The sequence below is a fragment of the Legionella santicrucis genome (assembly GCF_001468135.1).
GTDB lineage: Bacteria > Pseudomonadota > Gammaproteobacteria > Legionellales > Legionellaceae > Legionella > Legionella santicrucis.
The window spans coordinates 153,886-170,594 of the sequence record NZ_LNYU01000091.1 but is presented as its reverse complement, the minus strand read 5'-3'; the positions used below and the strand labels follow the sequence as shown (position 1 = coordinate 170,594).

The following is a 16,709-nucleotide window of genomic DNA, read 5'->3' as shown; positions in this document are numbered from 1 at the left end:
GATCAACTAAAATTATAGGCAAAGGAGTTAGGGTAGTTATCTTTCCTACAATTGCGGTAGATTATTACTCAATAATTGTCAGCAAATTCGTCATCTTTTGAAAGTAACTAGTTGAATTGTATCTATTTAAAAGAATTTTTTATGACAAAGAAAGATAAATGGTCTCGAAGTGTGACTCAAAAGAGTCATGCTTTAGATTTAGAAAAAGGTGTTTTTACCTGGAAAGATCCGAAAAAGATTGCTAAATCTTTAATACATTCAGCTGAAAAAAGTACGCGTCGAAAAGGTTCAATTTATCAATCTGCTATGTCTATGCTTAGTTTTTATATTAATCGAGCTGGAAAGAAACTATCTCAGGAGCAAAAAGATATTTTAAATGAGGCAAAGGATGAATTAAGTAAACTAAAAGAGACAAAAAATCTATAAAATATCTTACTCATTAATTGCATGGTAGAAAATATGAGTATTGAATTATTTTAGGACATAGTAATCACCATAACAAATTCTGGTTGCATTTTGTAACATATTATATGAAAGAAAGGAGACTCTGATGCCATATAAAAAAATCACTGACCTACCTGATAGCGTTAAGGATAACTTGCCTAAACATGCACAGGAAATTTATAAGGAAGCATATAATAATGCATGGGATCAATATGATGAACCAGAGAAAAGGCAGGGAGATCGTGACAGAGAAGAGACTGCTCATGCAGTTGCCTGGAATGCAGTAAAAAAAGAATATGAAAAAAACTCTGAAGGAGAGTGGGTAAAAAAATAACTGATGTTGAAGGAGGGGATGAAAAATGATTAAAGCTTTTTTAATTCAGTCAATGGGGCTGCTTAAATGAGTGGCTTTTTAACAACGCCCATTACCAGCAGGTGATCATCGGTATTTGGAAAGATACTTTACAGATGTCTGTGATCTTCCTGTTAGGAAAAATTCAAAGACGGGCTTTGGCAATACATCAAAGTAAACATCATTCCTATTACCTTATCTATCATAAAATGAGACAAAATAAAAAAGGATTTTATGGATTTATTGGATCGCCAAAATACAAAAGATAAAAAGTTGTAATAGATAAGCTTTTTTATTAGCGCCTCTTTTTTTCTGTCTGTAAACGAATACCTTTCTCTTCAATATCAATCAAACCTCGTTTATATAGTTGCCCCAATGCACTTTTAAAATTTTTTTTGCTCTCAGCAAATATTTGCTGAATTTCTGCAGGAGAGCTTTTGTCATGCAATGCTAAAAAACCATCATGATGTTCAAGTTTTGATAAAATTCGTTGCGCTAATTCATTAATACTATTTTGTCCTATTTGTCTTAAAACAACATCAATTTTATTATCTTCACGTACCTTCTTAATGTACCCTTTTATTTTTTCGCCATAAATTAATGTTTGAAAAATATCACCTGCATGGATTAATCCCCAGTGACTGTTGTTGATAATTACTTTTCGTCCTAACGGTGTACTATCCGCAATAAGTAGACTAACCTCTTCACCTGGCTTAAAGTGAGCTGCTGTTCTATCCAAAAAATAATCGATTTTTGAGCTTGCAATAATGCGTCCTTGATTGTCTTGCTTTAAATAGACAAGATAAGATTTTCCCTTTTCCATAGGGCGGTGTTGTTCTGGTTTGGGTACCAATAAATCTTTATCTAATCCCCAATCAAGAAAAGCTCCTACAGAATTCACATCAATCACTTTTAAAAAAGCACAGTTACCTAATTTGGCATGGGGGCGTACTGTTGTCGCTATAATTTTGTCATCTGAATCAAAATAAATAAATACATTCAGCATATCACCAACTAAAGCGTTTTTAGGGACAAATTTATTGGGTAATAAAATTTCCCCCCACTCTCCTCCTTGAAGATACACCCCAAAAGGAGCCTCTCGTACCATTTTTAATTTATTAAATTGTCCAACTTTTATCATGACCAAACCCACTTTTTTTATATTAGTCAACTAAGCCCAATTTCAAGCAATCATTACATTTGCCATCCTCCAAATATTGAAGGACTGGAAGATAACCAATGATAGATCATGGGCTAAAATTTTATTATGCGAAAACGAGCAGCCTCAACACCTAGTGGATGGCTGAATATATCGGAGTTATTAATAGGTGAAATAACTCTAAATTTTAGTGATTATGCCGTAACTTTATCCCTATATATGATACTAAAAAAATGTAACACGCAGCCATAGATAGGAACAAAGGCTATCAGACTGATTATAATTTTAAAACAGACATCAACGATGGCTATTTCCGGCCAATGTTGGCTCAAAAAAGGATGGGTACTATGGTAAAACGCAATAGTAAAAAACAAAAGGGTATCTATTATATTTCCTATTGTAGTTGAAAGAGCAGGAGCCACCCACCAAGATGAGCTATTTCGAAGGCGTTGAAAAATAAAGATATCCATAAACTGGCCAATGACATAGGCAACGAAGCATCCTAATGCAATACGTAAAGGCATATAGTGTATTGCAAAAAAACTATTCCAGCTTAAGGCTCCAAGAATTTCAATAGAGCTTGCTATAAAATAGGAGATGAGTAATCCGGGAATCATACTAAGAAAAATGATGCTTCGAGCTGTCTTGGCATTAGAGAGCCGAGTAGTCAGATCGGTCAAAATAAAAATGAAGGGATAAGTAAAAGCCCCCCAAGTAGTGTGAAAACCAAAGAGTTCAAAAGGGTATTGTACTAATATATTGCTGATAGTTATAAAAAAAACATGTGCAACTGTAAGAAGTCTAAGTGCTGAAATTTTATTCTGAATCAAAAAAGTAATCTCTAGTTTATAAATTCGAAGGTTTGTACTCTATATAGGCTTTGATATTTAGTTCTGATGTTAAGATAAAAGGCATTAGAATTCAATTGTTGGTAACAGAAGTGATGATAATCTACCTTTTGCCAGTTGGTTTTACAGCATTAAAGAACTTTCTGTTTCATTTGTACTTTTGCAATATACATATAATTATCTGTGCAATTAAAAATTTTTGATTGAACAAGTGTGTCATTTTTAAAAAACATCCAACCATCTCAAAAAATTAGTTCAGCTTATAATTATTTCATAGTACTCAATAAATTATACTCACAAATACCGCTCTTATAATGAGAATATGGCGTTAAATTTTTAAATATTGATTATTATCTACCGAGTTTGTGTCACTTAGGTTTTCTTGATTGCAAAGTTGAGCTCGTCTTAGCTTCAGTAGAATTTGTTTGTGACGCTTCTTTAGATGCATTTGGTGAAAAAATTGTTGTTCTCTTGCTTATTGAATAAGAGAAATTTATTGAGGATTCCAAGTGGGGTGGGGAAGTTTGAGTCGCTGTTTGAGATGATTGCTGAGAAGTTTTATCCTTTAAACCTTTGTTTGCTTTTTTTAATGTTTGGATTCTTCGGTCAAGATCGAAATGGTCCTCTGAGTCTTGCTTGCACAGTCTTTTGGCTTTTTCTAATGCATCAATGTCATCTATATATTCTGCTAAAATGTTCACACATTTTTTATTGTTTTTTATCGCATACATTAAGGGTGTTTCTCCCTTAAATGCAGCATCAGACTTGCATATTCCTTTCTCTTGCAGGTAACGAGCAATATCAGAGGCATTTTGCGAAATCGCAAAAAATAAAATAGGTACTTCATTGATGTCTTCTAGATTTACCCCCTCTTCTAAAAGCTCAATAAACTTTTCAACATCATCCCTAATGAGTGCATTTTTCAAGAGCTTTCTTAGCATTTCTTGATCCAATGGGGAAGAATCACTCATTTTTTCAAATTCTTCCAATTCGCAAAAATTTGCAAAAAACACATGGCCAGGTTTTAATCGCTCGATAAGATCTGTTGAGAATAGTGGATTATCACGTTTAATGATTCCTTCCTCAAAAGGTAATGCCCTAAGATTAAAATTCGAGTCTTCAATTTCGGTGAAATTCCACATCCCATTTCCTCGTGAGTCGCCATATATTTGAAATTTATCTCCTATTTTAATTAAGATAGGTGTGCCCTTTTCCCTTGCTCTTTTTAAAGTATTCTTATCTATTTGTGCTTTATCATCTAGAGATATTAAATAGAGATTACATGGATTAAAAAACTCCTGATCTTCTTTACACATCTCTCTTATATTAAAACCAAACACATTTTGGCCTTTATAAATTTCTAAGGTATTCAGCATGGCACGCTTTAAAACTTCCACATGGTAATCATGTGCATCAAAAAGATTTGGCTGAAAAAATGTAGCGGGGGGAAAACCATTTTGTATTAACAATCGATTTAAAAGTAAATTAACAAAAGTTCTGCCATTGGCATCAATAAAGGGATGAATTTGTTCACAGGTTTCAATCGTTTTCCCGATCAACTCTAAAATAGCATCGGGATCAGGATTCGTATTATTATATAATTCAGTAAGCTCTGTATTATATTCTTCTATAGCTTCTTTTAATAAACTTTTAACATAATTCGGCCATGGGGCGTTGTAATTATAACCAATACAATTATCCAGAATAAATTGAGCAAGCTCTTCGTTATTTGCTAGATGGTATTTTGCTTTAATTTTTGCAAAGTTCTCACAAAACAACGGTGTATTTTGACTTTTATTTTTAAAATACAATAAGATAGCTGAATCGTTATCTTTAATATCGCCAAATTTCTTATTTTCTAATTTATCAAGAAAATCTTTTAAACCTTTTACTGTGACGCGTTTTTTTTCAAAATAAATTGTAAATTGGTTCTCTCGTTGTTTAAACTCGCCAGGCTTTAGTTCTTCTATCATTTCTCCATTCACATTGATACTGACAGCTGCATGCAAGTCTTTTATTAATTGTTCACTAATAGTTTTGTCCTCTATATCTTGCATGGCTCTTTTTAAGCCTCTAAAAAATGCCGCAAGACTTCCTGGTTCTCTTAATTCATAAAGTCTCCAACCTCTTTCAGGTCTTTTTTTATCCTTCAATTTAGAATCATATCCTGCATCATGTCGTGCCTGATAGGCGCACTCCCAAGGGGAATAAAGAGCACCATCCACAGCTAATTGCCATAATCTATCTCTTGGATAGTTTTTTTTGAAATGAGAAAGAGCTTCTTCTGGATTAGATAATCTCGGAATTTCAGTAGACCTATGAACGGCGTGTTGAGGTTCAGGTAATAAAAAATCTATATGGGAGAGGTGCATTTTAACTTATTCTCTTAAAACCAATAATATATATTAATTATAGCCAATTAAGATTTACTCACGGTACGGATAATGCGGTTAAATAGGTCGACAAAGTTACAAAAAACTGGGCCTGATGTACGCACCAGATCTTTTTTGGAGTATTTTCTAAAAATTTATTGATTAATTTATTCAAATCAAAAGAATTGGTTTTGAAGATTTTTTAATAACTAATGCGAAAATAGTTTATAAAAATAGACGTTTCATGACCCTTGAGTTACATTCAATCTTTTGTCCCCATAGAGAGTTTCACATGAAAGAACATATTGATATTAAACTTGTCAGTAAGCGGGATATCCAGCAAAGAGAAAAGATATTTAGATTACGGTATTATATCTTTAGTCAGGTATATAAGCATCATAGTCCTCCTGGCATGAATCATGGGCTTCAACTATTCTCCAACCAAATTGACGATATATCTTATCTGTTCCTAGCTAGCATCAATGATAATCCAGTAGGGACCTTGCGTGTAACTCCTTTCAGCTGTCTGGAAAGTACAGACAATTTTATATTAAAAGATCATAAGGTGCCGGCTCATTATCTGACAGACAACTGTGCATTATTCAGTTTTTTTTGTATATTGCCGGAATATCATCATACCTCAGTCTCTTACTGTTTACTGCAAACAGTATTAACTCATGCAAGAGATAAAAATATCCAGCGTATCTTTATCGAAGCACACGAAGAGATGGTGCCGTATTACCAGCATTATCAATTCAGTCCCTGTAGTGACTGGATTAAGCCTGAAGGGTATGAACAACCAGTTATTGCAATGACCATTCAGGTTCAATCCTTGATCAATCTCGAGGGTTAAGCCGAGATAGGTTGATACCGTGCATTTAATAAACCTGCTAACTCTTTAATGCTTTTACCCTCCATAAAATCAGCAGGCGATAGGGTTATTTCCAGAGTCGATCGTAACAGATTAACCAACTCTATAGCTAAAATAGAATCTACGCCGTAATAAGTTATATTTTCGTTAATATCGATTTGTGTCGCTTGCATTTTTAAAATAACAGCTAGTTTATCTCTAATTATTTGGCTTAGTTGATCCATTCTTGCATTGTCAGGTAATAACATTAACTCTTCATGTAATGAAGAGTGTGTCAATTCGTGTTCCTTATTTTGCGTTAGTAGTGAGTTAAATAAAGATTTTGATGCCATTTTTTTATACTGTTTTGACCACTGCTCCCAGTCAATATCGAATATACCTAAAGACTGAGAAGGTGCGCAGAACAAATTATTTAGAATGTGTAATGCCGTATCATTATTAAATCCTTTAATACCTGCAGTATTTAAAAGCGGTTGTAAATATTCACTACGGGCCACAACACCTGTTTGTGTAAATACACCCCAATTAATTGAAGTGCAAGGTAAATCATGCTGTTGGCGATAATCAGCAAGTGCATCTAAAAAGCCATTCGCTACCACGTAGCTTGCTTGACCTATAGTTCCAATAAGCGATGAAATTGATGAGAACACTATAAAAAAATCCAGATCCAGTGTTTCGGTTAACTCATGTAAATTAATAGCTCCTGCTACCTTAGGTTGTAAAACCCTATCAAATTGCTCTCGTTCGAGTTGATGAATTAAAGAGTCATCCAAAACCATGGCGCTATGCACAATACCTTTCAGGGGAAATGGGCTTTGACTAATCTCAACAAATAATGCAGTTAAAGCTTTTTTATCACTGACATCCAATGCCCTGGCTTCAAGATTGGCATAAGGCAAAGAAAGATCCCTTTGTCCGTGACGGCTTAATAAATACACCTTGCCCGCACCTTCTCTAGCAAGTAATGTTCCTGCTTCAAGACCAAACCCTGAAGTACCTCCAGTAACAATATATGACGCCTGGCTATCGACTGTTTTACATGGGATTGCTACGGGACACTGCTGATTTTTATAATCAATAACTATTTTGCCTATATGCTTACTTTGTAACATAAAATGAAAAGCATCTTTAATTGCTGATGCTGGAAAAACTTTAACAGGCTGTGGAGTTAAAATACCTTCTTCGAACAGAGCCAAGATGGTTTTTGACATGGCTGAAATACTATCCATTTTATTTACAAGCATGCGGTCAATATCAATCGCTGAAAAGCTAATATTCTGATTAAATGCCTGCATAGGCAGAAGCGTGTTTTCAGCTATATCTCTCTTGCCAATTTCTATAAACCGACCATATGGCGCTAATAAATTAAAACTATGTATCAACGCGTCGCCTGCGATAGAATTAATCACTACATCAACCCCATAACCATAGGTGTCACGCAATACTTGCTCTTTGAATAATGAGGTTCTTGAATCGTAGATATATTTAATACCTAGCGTTTGAAGATAGGCTCGTTTTTCTGTAGTGCCAGCAGTTGCATAAATTTCTGCTTGTTTCCATTGTGCTATTTGAATTGCTGCTATCCCCACTCCGCCTGTTGCATTATGAATAAGGACTTTTTCACCTGGTTGAATATCGGCAATTTGCACTAATCCACGGTAAGCCGCCAAAAAACCTGTTAATACCGGGGCTTGATAAAAATCAAGCGTACTCGGTTTGCGCAGAACATAACGTTGATCGACATAAGCATATGAAGAGAAATTTTGAGGCAAGGGTGCGATGACTTCGTCACCACATTGAAAACCCGTCACCTGCGATCCTATATCAGTGATCACACCGGCTACCTCCATACCAAGTGAATCACCAAAAAAAGTATTGTCAGTAATTTTATCATCCAGTTTGTTAGATAATTTTAATAAATCTTTGAAATTAAGCGCGCTGGCATACACTTTAATTTGAATTTCATTTGCCGTAGGCTTTCTTATCGGAGCAGAGATAAAAAAGAGACTATCCAATAAGCCAGGTTGAGTTATTTTCAACTCAACATTATGCTCACTCAAAGATATATTTTGAAATTCATTTTTTTTCACTTGTCCCTGCTCAATTTGTTGAATATAGCGAACATTATTCCTATAAACGACAGTGTCGCAGGATAACGATGAAAGCAATTCAGCAAGAATATGCTGGGAAGAAGTTTCTCTATCGATATCTATGGCCTTAATATTAATAAAAGGTACTTCATTTTCTATAACGCGGGTCAAATTAGGCAATGCCGAGCACGCTAGATGATTCTTATCAAAGGGATGTTGTGCTTCCCAGGTGAGAACAAAAAGGTTAAGCGGAATTTTATGCTTGCTTAAGGATTGGGCTAGTACTATCAACGCCCAGGTTTGCTCCGACACAGATTCCAGGGAAAGATCATTTGCCATAGAGCTAATATAAACAATATGTTTAGGCTGGTAACATTGCCATAGCCATAAATAATCTTGCAAACTATGTGCAGAAATTTGCCATTGGGCATCACTGATTTGCAGACGTTCATCTGCCCAACTCACAAAGATTAAATTCGGAATTGTATTTTTTAATTGCTGCACCAACTCTGAATGGGTACTGCCGTCATAAATCACTATCCAGGATTGATTCTGAAGATGTTCTTTAATAACAGGTTGTAGTGTATGCTCATGCCACTGCACCTTATAGTAAATGTGCGAAGAAAGCAGCGAATTTGCTGATGTGACAGCCTTCAAGCGCAGGCCTTGTAATTGCAGACATAACTCCCCATGTTCATCAACGATATCCACATGACCGAATAATGTCTTTTCATTTACAGTAGTTAAAAAAGCATGCGACCAACAAGATTTTGGCAGTGGTTTATAGAATAAAATTTTATTAATACTATGAGGTAAATACGCTTTAGATTTGTCAAGTTGCAAGGCTATTAATGATTGAAATGCACCATCCAGTAAAGGAGGATAAATAGAGGTTTGATCAAATAGTTCTTGATGTTCTCCATTCCAAACTAACTGAGCTAATACTTGATTATCACCTCGATAAATAGTATGAATCGTTCTAAAAGAACTCCCATAAATTAAGCCTAATCTATCAAAGGATTCATATAATTGTTCTATTGGACTAAAAGCCTGTAATTGGTTTTTCAGTTGATTTATATCCGTAGGATATGTTAGTGAAGTTAAATCCATTGGGTATAAGAAAGCAGTACAATGTTCCTGACTTAAAGAATGATTGGAAGTATGTAGGCTAAATTTGTTTATTTCCTTTTGCTGAGTCAAGGTTAAAACAAGTGGATCATTCTCATTATAAACAAGCATGGATTTAAATCGCATGTCTTCAATAATGCAAGACGAGACAGGATCGCTTTTTTTATTTAACGCAATTGCAGCTGAAATATAAGCTGCTCCCGGAAAAACCAGCATATTAAAAATTCGATGATCGCGTAGATAAGGAAAAAATGCTTCATTTAATTCCACTTGCCAGGAAGGGGGAGTGGTGGCTATTTCCTGATAAAACCAGTTCTCATTATTTGAGCCAATCCGTTGTTGTTTTGACGCTTCGCTTTCTCGCCAATATTTTTCTCTTGCCCACAATTGCAGGGGGGTATCAATAAATTGGCCAGAGGGCTGTAATGCGTTAAAATTAATAGGGATACCTCTACAATACAAATCACAAATAGTACCGAGTAAATACTCTCTTTCATTCTTTTTGTGGCGGTTTAAAGTATGAAATAATTGCAGTGGCGTTTGTTGGACAATCTCATTTAAATAATTCTTAAGAACCGGATGGGGTCCAATTTCAATAAAACTATTAAAGCCATCTTCTAGTAACGAGTTAATAGCCAGCTCAAATTCTACAGTTTTTCTGGCATTATCCCACCAATAGGATGCTGTTAGTGTAGAGGATAAGATAGCTTTTCCTGTTACTGTGGAATATAAAGGAATGGTGTTTTTACACAACTGAACAGAATCGATGGCGCTGAGAAAATCATTTTTTATCGGTTCCAGAACTTGACTGTGATACGCCAAATTAACATGGAGTAATCGATTAAAAACTTTGTTTTCAGTTAATTGCTGAGCTATATCCAGAATGTCTTTTTTATCGCCTGATAAAGTAATATTATTGGGACTATTTACTGCCGCTATACCTACAGATTTTCCGCCAAGTAACGGTTGAATCTCGTCACGTGACAGATTTACCGCAAGCATTTCTCCCCTGCCCATTAAACTATTTTGCAGACAACTACGATGGTAAGAAATTAAAATGGCATCATGTAAATCAAGCACACCACTGACATAAAAGGCGGCAATTTCTCCTACGCTATGTCCTACTACTGCTGCTGGTTTTACGCCCCAGGAAGATAACAATGTGGTTAAACTAACTTGCAAAATAAAATTGGCCAATTGTGCAATTCGGGGCTCATGCATACAACTTTCTTGTTCTGGCTTAAATAATTCATCTAATATTGACCAGCCTGCAATGGCTTGCAGGTGCGAGTCACAAGTAAGAACCATTTGTCTGTATATGGGTTCTTTTTCAAATAGCTCTTTTCCCATCTGTGGCCGTTGTGGCCCCATACCTGTGAATACAAAAACGACTTCTTCTGTACTTGTGTTGGCAGTAAATAAATTCGCTACGGACTCTCCTGCATTATAGCTGGCTAGTTTATTAATAAGTTCCTCATTAGATTTAACCAAGGTGATCAAACGATAATTAAAATGTGTTTTTTTATGATTCATCGTGTAAGCGATATCTCGCAAATGTAACCCAGGATTACACGACAGCCAGTGAAGATATTGCTTAATGCCTGCATCCAATCGTGCATTATTCATGGCGCTAAATACAACGGGTATAGACAAATCCACCTCAAATTTTTCCTGATCCTGGGCCGAACAGTGTTCAATGGTGCGCAGCAATGCATGAGCATTAGTCCCGCCATAGCCAAAAGAGTTCACCGAAGCATAAGACTCCTCTGGCCAATCCACAGTATCAACAGGTACGGTAAGTTGATTCAATGAACTATGAGGGTTGGGGGTATGAAAATGTAAATTAGCTGGTATTTTTTTATATTTTAAGCATAAAACGGCTTTAATAAGCCCAGCAACACCTGCAGCTGCTTCCAAATGGCCAATATTGGTTTTAACAGAGCCTATATAAACGGGTTTTTTGCGTTGGTTAAACAAGGCATTAATACTGTTAACCTCTGTTATATCCCCTGCTTGTGTACCTGTTCCATGGGCTTCAATATAACCTATATCATTTACTGTAACTTGTGCCTTATGATAGACCTCTCGCATTAAATCATGTTGCGCTGTTCCGTTGGGCAATGTAATTCCTAAAGTATGTCCATCCTGGTTGACCCCTGTTGCAGATATGATGGCATGAATTCGGTCGTTGTCTAATAAAGCTTGTTTTAATGATTTTAAAATGACAATGCCAACCCCCTCGCCACGAGCATAACCATTTGCTTTGGCATCAAAAGTCATGCATTTCGCATCTGGAGATAAAAATTGTCCCTTACTCATCACTATGGCATTTTCTGGTTTGAACATGGCGTTGGCACCACCAGCAATAGCCATATCTGCTTCCTTGTGAATAATGCTTTGGCAGGCATAATGCAGGGCAACTAAAGAAGACGAGCAAGCAGTATCCAGCGTTAGGCATGGCCCTTTTAAATCAAAAGTATAAGAAAGACGGCTTGCTAATAAAGTCATGCTTGAGCTGGTCGCAGTATGTGAGTCAATTAATGCACGGTTTAATTCGCTAAGTTGAAGCAGTTGATTATCAAGACAAAAGCCACCTATAAACACGGATGTTTTGCTACCATGAAGCTGCTTAAGCAGAATCCCCGCATCTTCAATAGATTCCCAGCATACTTCTAACAATAAGCGTTGCAGCGGATCAATCGCTGCTGCCTCTCGTGGTGAAATACCGAAAAATAGTGGATCAAAGTCTTCAAGATTTTGATCAATAAATCCAGCCGATTGAATAGTAGTCTTTGCCGGATGTTTGCTGTCTGGATGATAAAATTTTCTTGAATCCCATCTTGATTGGGGAACCGGTGAAATGGCATCAAATTTGTTTAAAAGCAGTTGCCAGAATTGCTGGTACGAATTTGCTCCGCCTGGGAAACGACAACCCATCCCAATAATAGCAATATCAGTATCACGGCATTCGGTATCACGAGACAATTTATGAAGTATTTGCATTTTTTAAATCCTTTTCTGAATCGCACTCAAAGAATGAGTTTTCACATTGTGGTGAGAATAGTATCGCAATTAGAACGATAATTGGTTCTATTGAAAAAAAAACAATAGTTTATACTTAATCAGAACTTGCGGATATTGATGGTGAGAATTTTGTACCTATCGATAAGCAAAAAATATCTTCACGGTTGTGATAAACAGGAACTGTTTTACTTTTACATGATTAGTAATTGAAGCCAATTATGGATATAATTGAATAACAAAATTCTGGGGTTTACAGATGTTTCCTGATTTGTCTCAATTAATTTTATTCATTACTTCAACTGTTCTTCTTAATTTAACTCCTGGCGCTGATGTACTTTATATAAGCAATAAAAGCCTGCAAGGGTTAAAGCAGGGGGTTATTGCTACATTAGGTATCAGCATGGGCATCTTTATTTATTCTTTTGCCACCGCTTTTGGATTATCAACTCTTTTGAAAGAGTCTCCTCTAATTTTCAATATGGTTAAAATCATAGGTGCAATTTATTTAATCTACCTGGCTTGGCAGTCATTTACACAACCCTCGTCTTCATTAATCAGTAATCAACTGCACCAGACTAAAGGGTGGAAGACGTTTCAAAATGGCGTATTGACTAACTTACTTAACCCCAAAGTGGGGATTTTCTTTTTAACTTTTTTACCACAGTTTGTTGATATTGAGGCTGGAAGTGTCGAACTGCAATTACTCACCCTTGGGATTTTATTTGTTATTTCTGGAACAATAATTAATTTGGGGTATGCCTTACTTATCTCGCGTTTAAACCAATTTATACTATGCAGTCAAATGACACAAAAGATTATCAATAAATTAACTGGCTTTATATTCTGCGCACTTGCCTATAAGGTCCTTATCGCAGAAAGCAATGAATAAGAGAGTATTATGCACTATTTGTTAGTTCACGGTTCTTGGCATGGCATGTGGTGCTGGGAAAAATTAATCCCTTATTTATGCAAGCAAGGACATTCAGTTACCTGCTTTGATTTGCCGGGTAGTGGTAGTCGGTTCTCAGAAATCGATGAAGTTAATTTAGAGCTATTGATTGACTGCGTGGAAAATGAGATCAATAAACTTAGTGAACCATTTTGTATTGTTGCCCATTCCTTTGCCGGACTCCTTGTGGCTAGGCTAAGTGAAAAGTATGCTTACAAAATACATCATACTTTTTATCTAGCTGCTTGGCTTCCACGTGAAGATAACTCATTAGTGGACATGGCTGTTGCTTTTAATAATTCGAATCTTCCCTCTATATTTATCCCTGCTGAGAATTCACTATGGACAGCTCTTGATCCCGAAGGTGCTAAAGAACTTTTTTATCATGATTGTTCGGAGGAAGACAAACAATTTGCTACTTCGCGCATCAAACCTAAAAATAAATTACCTGATCACACACCACAACAGGCAGTAAATCCTCGATATAGCATAGTAAAAAGCACTTATGTGCTTTGTGAAAAGGATAGGGTTGTCAATCCCAAGTCTCAGCTTGATATGGCAACATGTTTTGGATTTCAAGATTCGCAAATCAAAAACATCGCTACTGGTCACGCCCCATTTCTGGCTAAACCTCTGGAATTGGCTAATATTTTAGGACAGTTTAAAAGTTAGTCTTTTGGCTAAACTTAATACTCTCAAAAAAGCATTTATTTTGAGAGTATCAATAGAGTAGCGGTCGGTTTTAAAAAAAATGCATCCAAAGTATCAAAGACTTATATAAATATCAAAATATTGCCACTCTTATTTGCTTCAAAAGTTTATTTGAATTAAATGCAATTGATAATCATTCTCATTGACTTTCGGCTTTTATAATGTAATGCTGTCCCAAAGTTGCCTATTAAAATTGATAAAGGATTGTTATGTTTGATAAAATTAGCACGAGTTCACAGTCACACGATATATCATTAAGGTTCTGCGCCAAATGTTTAAAAAAATTTTGTCCCGATACAGAGCAAATAAATTCTGATACAGTGAGATTTATTGTGCCTACTCTGGATGCATTATTTAGAAATCATTTCGCTTATATTGAGTTACCTAAAAAAATGGTTGATGTAATTTATCATATTGAAGAGCATACTAGTGTTGACTTATCAGAAATTGCTGAGGTATTGCATGTTGAGTTAGGGGATTTACCATCCTGTGAAAGAGAGGAGGAGATAAAGTCATTTTACTCATATTCAACTGAGAGTAATTTTCATTTTACTAAGCAGCTTAAAATTTAATTAACTCTAGCTTAGCTTATTTTAATCGAACAAGTATTCAAATTTAACTTTTCTCAAATGGCGGCAAAAATTTTTGATCTTTAGTCCGAGCCATGATGGAAGTTGCTCTACCGCTAGTGGCTGATAGCACCATAGGAAAAGCACTATGAGCGCTTTTCCTCTTGACTTAGATTAGAGGCGGTAACGCGCATTAGATTATATGTAGGGCTAATGAAACATACGCATTAATGGTATATTGAGCTGCTCCGGGGTAACGTGCCCCACTAAATCTTCTTTTTCCAAATGCTCAGCTAATGCCTCGGGAGGTACATAATGAGCATGGCGCTTTATCTTCCACTCATCAAATAGGGCAAAGGATTGTGAGGCTGCGATGTTTAACGTATTAGCCACAAATTCGGAGCAAAACATTTTTGTAGGCTTAGGAAGTGTATTTTTGTCGTTAGAACGTTTCGTAGGATGGGCCGTTAATACAGAGCGAATAGCCTCATCTGGACTGGTGTCTCTTGCTACCCAATGTCCGATGAAAGAAAAAACACGATAGAGCATATTTACAAAACCTGAGAATATTTTTCGCCAGGTATTGTTTTCAAGACGAACTTGTTGGGCACTATATTGTTCTTTAGAAAGTGTATACAAATTTTCATGAATGGTTCTATATTCGTTTAATGCATCCTCGCTTTTTTCAGGATTTTGGATGCGTTTGTCTTTAAAGAGCTCTTTTTTAACACGATAAACATCGGAGTATAAAAAATGATGCAACTCTACTCTGTTATGTTGATAGGCATCGACAATATGAGAGTAATGCATCGCATTATTGTCCTCTTTATCAAATATCATCAGAGCACTGTGCGCATGTTTAGTTAGTTTATTTTTAAACCAAAAATAGATTTTGTCCCATACACTTTCATTGTCATGCAAGCTCGGTATTATTTTTTCTTCTTTCTCATTCGAGGGCTGTAAGATATCGCCGCTTTGAAGAGTACCTTTAATTTCGTGTTGGAATTCAAGATCTAGTGCATCAAGAACTTCTTTAGACTTCTGTTCTAATGAAAAGAAAGTTTCAAAATGCTTAAGTTGTATATTGGTTTGATCCATAAATGCTTGCAGTTTTAAACAGGCTTTATGAATTCGATCATCTTGGTCTTCATACATAGAAATATGGTGTCCTGCCAGTTCTAGTATTTTAAAATAGCTACTTACGCTGACTGGTTGGATAGGCGCATTAATTTTTTTCTGTAGTAGCGTTACATTGTCTCTTACCGTGATCAAAGTATCATTATAGATATTGGCTTCGGGGACTACTTTGCGATATTGTGTCATAAAGCTAAGTAAGGTTGTACAGTGAGGATGTGTTTTTTTGTATTTTTGCAGCGTGTCTAGAATCGTATCTAGTTGGTTTTGATCGTTCCCATTCAATATGTTTATTAATTCACATAAGTCTTGATGATTGGATGACAAATTGCCTTCGTTTTCAAATAATATAGCCAATTGTTGCAATTTTTTGGAGGAAAGCATTAGAGCTCCATTGGTTTCAATGAAATCGATAAGTGTAAAAATTATACACTACAATGTATTTATTATACATAGTTAGCGTAAATATTGAGTTTATTGGCTTTGTTGCATAGCTCAAAATCAGATCAATGGGGTTAATTGTAGATCTGAAGCAAAAGTGAACCAGACTTGTCTTTTTTCAATAAACTAAGAACAAAAATTAAAATTTAATCTACCCAAAAACTGCATGTAGATTTCATTAATAATCCGCTTAACTCATGGCAAAAGATAAGTATAATGATGTTATTGGTGATTTTCCGATCTTGAGTTATCGCATTGATTATAGAAGGTATTATCGGTTGGTACTCTATCTCTTATTTGTTTAGGGAAATCAAGTTATAGCTCTTAAACGATAGATTCTTTGGCAAATGTATAAATATCTATTCATTTGCTAGGATAAAGAAATTAAAAGGAAATTTATTAAATGTCTCTATTTAAAAAATTCAAAAAATTTTACAATTCCTCTTCAGAAAACAGAACTCAGATCCATCTTTTTCTTGGCTTTGTGATCATACCAATAGTCGGCATGTCTCTCTTATATATTTTTGTAAGAATATTCTGGTTGTAAGTTATTTGTGCCATAAGTATATACTAATAGATAGAGCAAAGCGTTTCCCCCCAATTTAAATCATCAATTT

General features: G+C 35.5%; 11 protein-coding genes. 6 read left to right on the top strand and 5 right to left on the bottom strand.

Going from position 1 to position 16,709, the window contains the following annotated elements:
* Positions 1 to 141 precede the first annotated feature (141 nt).
* A complete protein-coding gene (locus Lsan_RS18430; protein WP_058515580.1) occupies positions 142 to 426 on the top strand; it encodes a DUF3175 domain-containing protein in 285 nt (94 codons plus the stop codon).
* A 124-nt stretch (positions 427 to 550) separates the two neighbouring features.
* Positions 551 to 778 (top strand): ChaB family protein, encoded by a 228-nt coding sequence (locus tag Lsan_RS18425; protein ID WP_058515579.1) that lies wholly within the window; start codon positions 551 to 553, stop codon positions 776 to 778.
* A 313-nt stretch (positions 779 to 1,091) separates the two neighbouring features.
* Here the strand turns inward: Lsan_RS18425 and Lsan_RS18420 are convergent, their stop codons facing one another.
* The 3 genes from Lsan_RS18420 to Lsan_RS18410 all read right to left on the bottom strand — a co-directional run bounded on the left by Lsan_RS18420 (position 1,092) and on the right by Lsan_RS18410 (position 5,175).
* A complete protein-coding gene (locus Lsan_RS18420) occupies positions 1,092 to 1,937 on the bottom strand; it encodes a CvfB family protein (protein ID WP_058515578.1) in 846 nt (281 codons plus the stop codon).
* Positions 1,938 to 2,149: 212 nt separating this feature from the next.
* The gene (locus tag Lsan_RS18415) at positions 2,150 to 2,785 is read right to left on the bottom strand and encodes a 7-cyano-7-deazaguanine/7-aminomethyl-7-deazaguanine transporter (RefSeq protein WP_058515577.1); all 636 of its coding nucleotides are present in this window, start codon (positions 2,783 to 2,785) and stop codon (positions 2,150 to 2,152) included.
* Positions 2,786 to 3,171: 386 nt separating this feature from the next.
* Positions 3,172 to 5,175, bottom strand: a complete 2,004-nt coding sequence (locus Lsan_RS18410) for an ankyrin repeat domain-containing protein (protein WP_058515576.1) — start codon at positions 5,173 to 5,175, stop codon at positions 3,172 to 3,174.
* 292 nt (positions 5,176 to 5,467) lie between these two features.
* On the opposite strand from Lsan_RS18410, the gene Lsan_RS18405 reads away from it, so the two are divergent.
* Entirely contained in the window at positions 5,468 to 6,028 is a 561-nt protein-coding gene (locus Lsan_RS18405; RefSeq protein WP_058515575.1) for a GNAT family N-acetyltransferase, read from the top strand.
* Here the strand turns inward: Lsan_RS18405 and Lsan_RS18400 are convergent.
* Positions 6,025 to 12,267, bottom strand: a complete 6,243-nt coding sequence (locus Lsan_RS18400; protein ID WP_058515574.1) for a type I polyketide synthase — start codon at positions 12,265 to 12,267, stop codon at positions 6,025 to 6,027. The two genes, Lsan_RS18405 and Lsan_RS18400, sit on opposite strands and share 4 nt — an antisense overlap.
* Before the next feature lie 277 nt (positions 12,268 to 12,544).
* On the opposite strand from Lsan_RS18400, the gene Lsan_RS18395 reads away from it, so the two are divergent.
* From Lsan_RS18395 to Lsan_RS18385, 3 genes are all read left to right on the top strand, one after another.
* The gene (locus Lsan_RS18395; RefSeq protein WP_058515573.1) at positions 12,545 to 13,177 is read left to right on the top strand and encodes a LysE family translocator; all 633 of its coding nucleotides are present in this window, start codon (positions 12,545 to 12,547) and stop codon (positions 13,175 to 13,177) included.
* 9 nt (positions 13,178 to 13,186) lie between these two features.
* Complete coding sequence (locus Lsan_RS18390) at positions 13,187 to 13,909, top strand: alpha/beta fold hydrolase (protein WP_058515572.1); 723 nt, start codon at positions 13,187 to 13,189, stop codon at positions 13,907 to 13,909.
* A 248-nt stretch (positions 13,910 to 14,157) separates the two neighbouring features.
* The gene (locus tag Lsan_RS18385) at positions 14,158 to 14,520 is read left to right on the top strand and encodes a hypothetical protein (protein ID WP_237762206.1); all 363 of its coding nucleotides are present in this window, start codon (positions 14,158 to 14,160) and stop codon (positions 14,518 to 14,520) included.
* Positions 14,521 to 14,727: 207 nt separating this feature from the next.
* On the opposite strand, the gene Lsan_RS18380 is transcribed toward Lsan_RS18385, so the two are convergent.
* Complete coding sequence (locus Lsan_RS18380; RefSeq protein ID WP_058515570.1) at positions 14,728 to 16,035, bottom strand: hypothetical protein; 1,308 nt, start codon at positions 16,033 to 16,035, stop codon at positions 14,728 to 14,730.
* Between the last annotated feature and the right edge of the window lie 674 nt (positions 16,036 to 16,709).

What these genes read in the sequence shown, in the direction of transcription:
- Lsan_RS18405 (WP_058515575.1), top strand. Translation starts at nt 5,468, where the DNA reads ATGAAAGAACATATTGATATTAAACTTGTCAGTAAGCGGGATATCCAG.
- Lsan_RS18385 (WP_237762206.1), top strand. Translation starts at nt 14,158, where the DNA reads ATGTTTGATAAAATTAGCACGAGTTCACAGTCACACGATATATCATTA.
- Lsan_RS18380 (WP_058515570.1), bottom strand. Translation starts at nt 16,035, where the DNA reads ATGCTTTCCTCCAAAAAATTGCAACAATTGGCTATATTATTTGAAAAC.
- Lsan_RS18390 (WP_058515572.1), top strand. Translation starts at nt 13,187, where the DNA reads ATGCACTATTTGTTAGTTCACGGTTCTTGGCATGGCATGTGGTGCTGG.
- Lsan_RS18430 (WP_058515580.1), top strand. Translation starts at nt 142, where the DNA reads ATGACAAAGAAAGATAAATGGTCTCGAAGTGTGACTCAAAAGAGTCAT.
- Lsan_RS18395 (WP_058515573.1), top strand. Translation starts at nt 12,545, where the DNA reads ATGTTTCCTGATTTGTCTCAATTAATTTTATTCATTACTTCAACTGTT.
- Lsan_RS18410 (WP_058515576.1), bottom strand. Translation starts at nt 5,175, where the DNA reads ATGCACCTCTCCCATATAGATTTTTTATTACCTGAACCTCAACACGCC.
- Lsan_RS18420 (WP_058515578.1), bottom strand. Translation starts at nt 1,937, where the DNA reads ATGATAAAAGTTGGACAATTTAATAAATTAAAAATGGTACGAGAGGCT.
- Lsan_RS18425 (WP_058515579.1), top strand. Translation starts at nt 551, where the DNA reads ATGCCATATAAAAAAATCACTGACCTACCTGATAGCGTTAAGGATAAC.
- Lsan_RS18400 (WP_058515574.1), bottom strand. Translation starts at nt 12,267, where the DNA reads ATGCAAATACTTCATAAATTGTCTCGTGATACCGAATGCCGTGATACT.